The sequence below is a fragment of the Sphingosinicella sp. genome (genome assembly GCF_052388015.1).
Classification (GTDB): domain Bacteria; phylum Pseudomonadota; class Alphaproteobacteria; order Sphingomonadales; family Sphingomonadaceae; genus Allosphingosinicella.
Genome location: NZ_JBQTIN010000172.1, coordinates 1 through 3,311, shown reverse-complemented (window position 1 = coordinate 3,311; position 3,311 = coordinate 1). Strand labels below are relative to the sequence as shown.

Here is a 3,311-nt window from a genome sequence, read left to right as displayed (position 1 = left end):
AAGCGGCCCGAGCCGGCCATGTAGATGCCCTTCTCGTTGCGCAATTCGAGCACCTGCGCCGGGCTCAAGGGCAGCATCGAGAACATGCCCTTCTGACCCTTGATATAGCTGAGCCGCGGATCGAGCGCGGCGAGGCGATCCCGCAAGGACCGGATGCGCGCGCCCATATTTTCGACTTCGGACTGCCACAAGACGCGCAGCTCGGGATCGTCGAGGATGATCCGCGCGACCGCGGCGCCGTGATCGGGCGGCATCGACCACATCGTGCGGGCGAGCAGGAGGAGGTTGCCGAAGGCGATCTCGGCGCCGCGCGCGCTCGATGCCTTGACGAAGAGCGAGCCGGTGCGCTCGCGATAGCAGCTGAAGTTCTTGTCGCAGCTCTGAGCGAGGATCGCCTGCTCGGCCGCCTCGACCACCAGCCGCGCCCCGGCCGCGTCGGCATCGAGCCCGTCGCCGAAGCCCTGATAAGCGAGGTCGACGAACGGGATCAGGCCGCGCGCCGCGATCAGCTCGGCGACTTGGCGCCACTGGTCCATGTCGAGATCGGCGCCGGTCGGGTTGTGGCAGCAGCCGTGGAGCAGGACGAGATCGCCGGCCTCGGCAGCGCGAAACGCGTCCATCATCGCGTCGAAGCGGATCTCGTGGCTGTCCCGATCGTAATAAGGATAAGCGACCATCTCGACGCCGGCCGAGGCGATCAGCGGCGGATGGTTCGGCCAGGTCGGCTCGCCGGCATGGATGCGCGCCTCAGGATTGGCACGGGCGACGAGCTCGGCGCCGAGCCGGAGCGCGCCGCAACCGCCCGGCGTCTGCAGCCCGACGATGCGCCCGTCGTCGGCCGCGCCCGCGCCGAACACGATCGGCCGGATCAGCTCGGTGAAGCGGGCGTCGCCCTGCGAGCCGATATAGGCCTTGGTCGCCTGGGTCTCGACCAGCCGGCGCTCGGCCTCCTTGACGCATTTGAGGATCGGCGTGTTGCCGGCGGCGTCGCGATAGACGCCGACGCCGACGTCGATCTTGCCGGGCCGCGGATCGGCCTCGGCGAGCGCGATCAGGGCGATCAGCGAATCCTCCGGCCGCTCCTCGAGCCGGTCGAACAGCAGCGGCCTGTCGCCCAGCATGATCCCCTGTTCCATTCGGCGCCCTCCTGGATCGTGCCATTATCCCAATCCGGGCGCAAAAGTTAGGGAAAGGTTGGGCCAGGATTCGCTCTCGATGAAACAGATGTTTCATGTTATGAGCGAAACATGGAAGAAACATTTCACCTTGATGCGACCGACCGCAGGATCGTCCGCGCCCTGCAGCGCGACGCGAGTCTCAGCCAGGCGGCGCTGGCGGAGAAGGTCGGCGCGTCGCCGGCCTCGGTCTGGCGGCGGGTGCGCAACCTGGAGCGCGAAGGGGTGCTCGGGGCGACGGTGCGGCTGGTCGATCCGGCGCGGGTCGGGCGCAGCGTCAACGTGATGTGCCAGGTCCGGATGCACCGCCAGACGGTCGACGCGCGCGGCGAGTTCGAGGCCTTCATCCAGGCGCGCGAGGAGATCGTCGAATGCTATGCGATGTCCGGCGAATGGGACTATCTGCTCCGCATCGCCGTCCGCGACGTCGCCGATTACGACCGCTTCATCCGCCAGGGCGTGCTCGCCCATCCCAGCGTCGCGAACGCGGCCAGCAATTTCGCGCTGCGGCAGGTGAAATATACGACCGAGATACCGGTCTAGTTTCGTGCGGCGGCGCGGAACAAGGCGGCGGAGATCAGCCACAGGGTTGTGAAGAAGGCGCTAAACACCAATGCCCTGGACGGCCCATCGGGTATCCTCGCGGTCACGGGCGCCGTGGCGATGGCGATGCCCCACAGGGCCTGCATGATCGCGACGCCGAGCATGGTCCGCGCCATGCCCGCCGGCCGAAGCCAGGCGGCGAAGGCGCCGACCGCCGCCGCCATGATGATGAGGACGAAGCCCATGCCGTTGCCGTCGTCGCGGACGATCGTGGTCCACACCGTGAGGAAGGACGTCACCAGCGCGACGCCGACGCCCAGACGGTAGGCCCGGCTGCCGCTCGCGCGTTCGGCGAACTCGTAGAGCAGCATGGTCCCGCCGATCACGACGCCCGCGAAGACGAAGCTGCCGATGGTCCAGTGCCATTCGTCGCTGACCTGCATCATCACCGCCGGTGTGAGCAGCAAGGCCAAAGCCGCGGTCCAGCGCGCGATCCGCCAGGGATTCCAGACTCCAGTCATAAGCGTGGTTCTCCCGAAAATTGCGGTTTCATCGCGCGGCGTCCTTTGCCGCCGCACGGAACAAGGCGGCCGCGAGCAGCCATGGGCCGGCCAGCACGATGCTGAAGACGGCGCCGCGCGGGTCGGCCCCTAGCCCGCCGAGGGCGACGCCGATCTGGACGAGGCCGGCGGCGGCCAGGGCAAGCGCCATGCCGGCGGGGCGGCAGCGCGCGACGGCGGAGCCCAGCAGCGCGACGAGCAGGACGGCGCCGAACAGGAGGTTATAGAGATTGTCCTCATTGCCGATCATCCCGACCGCGCCGTTCGCCCAGACGACCAGGAAGGCGGCGGCGAGCGCGAACGCGACGCCGGCCCGATAGGCGATGTTGCGCGATCTCCTGACGGCGAGCTCGAAGACCAGGCCGACGCTGCCGATCATCACACCGGCGAAGACGAAGTCCGATCCGGTCCAGTTCACCTCGTCGGTGAAGCGCATCGCGACCAGCGGCAGCAGGAGGATCAAGGCCGCGAGCGACCAGCCCGCGATCCGCCAGCCGCCGATGGCGCGCAGCGCATGTTCATGATGTGCCATTGAACTTGCCTCCTTTGCTCGTTGCGGCTTTGCTTCTGCCCGATCCGCCGATGAGGGGCATGAGCGGGAGATGAGGTTTTGCTGAAATGAGCGCCGGCGGCTTCCGCTTCGACCGCTTCCTGCTCGATCCGGCCGACCGGCGGCTGAGCCGCGACGGCGCGCCGGTGGAGCTCAACGCCCGCTATCTCGACGCGCTGACCCTGCTGGTGAGCGAGGCGGGCCGGCTGGTTTCCAAGGACCGCTTCCTCGACGAGGTCTGGCGCGGTGTGCCGGTCACCGACGAGGCGCTCACCCAGTGCATCCGGACGCTGCGCCGCCAGCTCGGCGACGACGCCGCGCGGCCGCGCTTCATCGAGACAGTGCCGAAGCACGGCTATCGGTTCGTCGCGACGGTTGAGCCGTTCGGCGCTGACGCTTCCGCGGGCCTTGAAGGTTCAGCCCACCCCATGGGCGGGTCGTCCCGTTCCCCGGACGGGACTTCGGATCGCGGGGCGATCCGAA

Annotated in this window: 5 protein-coding genes; 2 read left to right on the top strand and 3 right to left on the bottom strand. The window is 68.3% G+C overall.

Annotated features, from left to right (window positions below; translation table 11 throughout):
• On the bottom strand, positions 1–1,136 hold a 1,136-nt coding region (locus ACT4N3_RS13815), incomplete at its 3' end, for an amino acid aminotransferase (RefSeq protein ID WP_444855804.1).
• Positions 1,137–1,247: 111 nt separating this feature from the next.
• Between ACT4N3_RS13815 and ACT4N3_RS13810 the strand changes: the two genes are divergently transcribed.
• Positions 1,248–1,718 carry an Lrp/AsnC family transcriptional regulator gene (locus ACT4N3_RS13810; RefSeq protein WP_444855803.1) on the top strand — a complete coding sequence of 157 codons (471 nt, stop codon included), beginning with the start codon at positions 1,248–1,250 and terminating at the stop codon, positions 1,716–1,718.
• Here the strand turns inward: ACT4N3_RS13810 and ACT4N3_RS13805 are convergent.
• Both ACT4N3_RS13805 and ACT4N3_RS13800 read right to left on the bottom strand, forming a co-directional pair.
• The gene (locus ACT4N3_RS13805; RefSeq protein WP_444855802.1) at positions 1,715–2,239 is read right to left on the bottom strand and encodes a hypothetical protein; all 525 of its coding nucleotides are present in this window, start codon (positions 2,237–2,239) and stop codon (positions 1,715–1,717) included. The two genes, ACT4N3_RS13810 and ACT4N3_RS13805, sit on opposite strands and share 4 nt — an antisense overlap.
• Positions 2,240–2,267: 28 nt before the next feature.
• Positions 2,268–2,810, bottom strand: a complete 543-nt coding sequence (locus ACT4N3_RS13800) for a hypothetical protein (protein WP_444855801.1) — start codon at positions 2,808–2,810, stop codon at positions 2,268–2,270.
• Positions 2,811–2,896: 86 nt separating this feature from the next.
• On the opposite strand from ACT4N3_RS13800, the gene ACT4N3_RS13795 reads away from it, so the two are divergent.
• Positions 2,897–3,311: winged helix-turn-helix domain-containing protein (locus tag ACT4N3_RS13795; protein ID WP_444855800.1), on the top strand; the 415-nt coding region annotated here is incomplete at its 3' end.

Coding starts and splice junctions, on each gene's coding strand:
- ACT4N3_RS13810 (WP_444855803.1), top strand. CDS start 1,248: ATGGAAGAAACATTTCACCTTGATGCGACCGACCGCAGGATCGTCCGC.
- ACT4N3_RS13805 (WP_444855802.1), bottom strand. CDS start 2,239: ATGACTGGAGTCTGGAATCCCTGGCGGATCGCGCGCTGGACCGCGGCT.
- ACT4N3_RS13800 (WP_444855801.1), bottom strand. CDS start 2,810: ATGGCACATCATGAACATGCGCTGCGCGCCATCGGCGGCTGGCGGATC.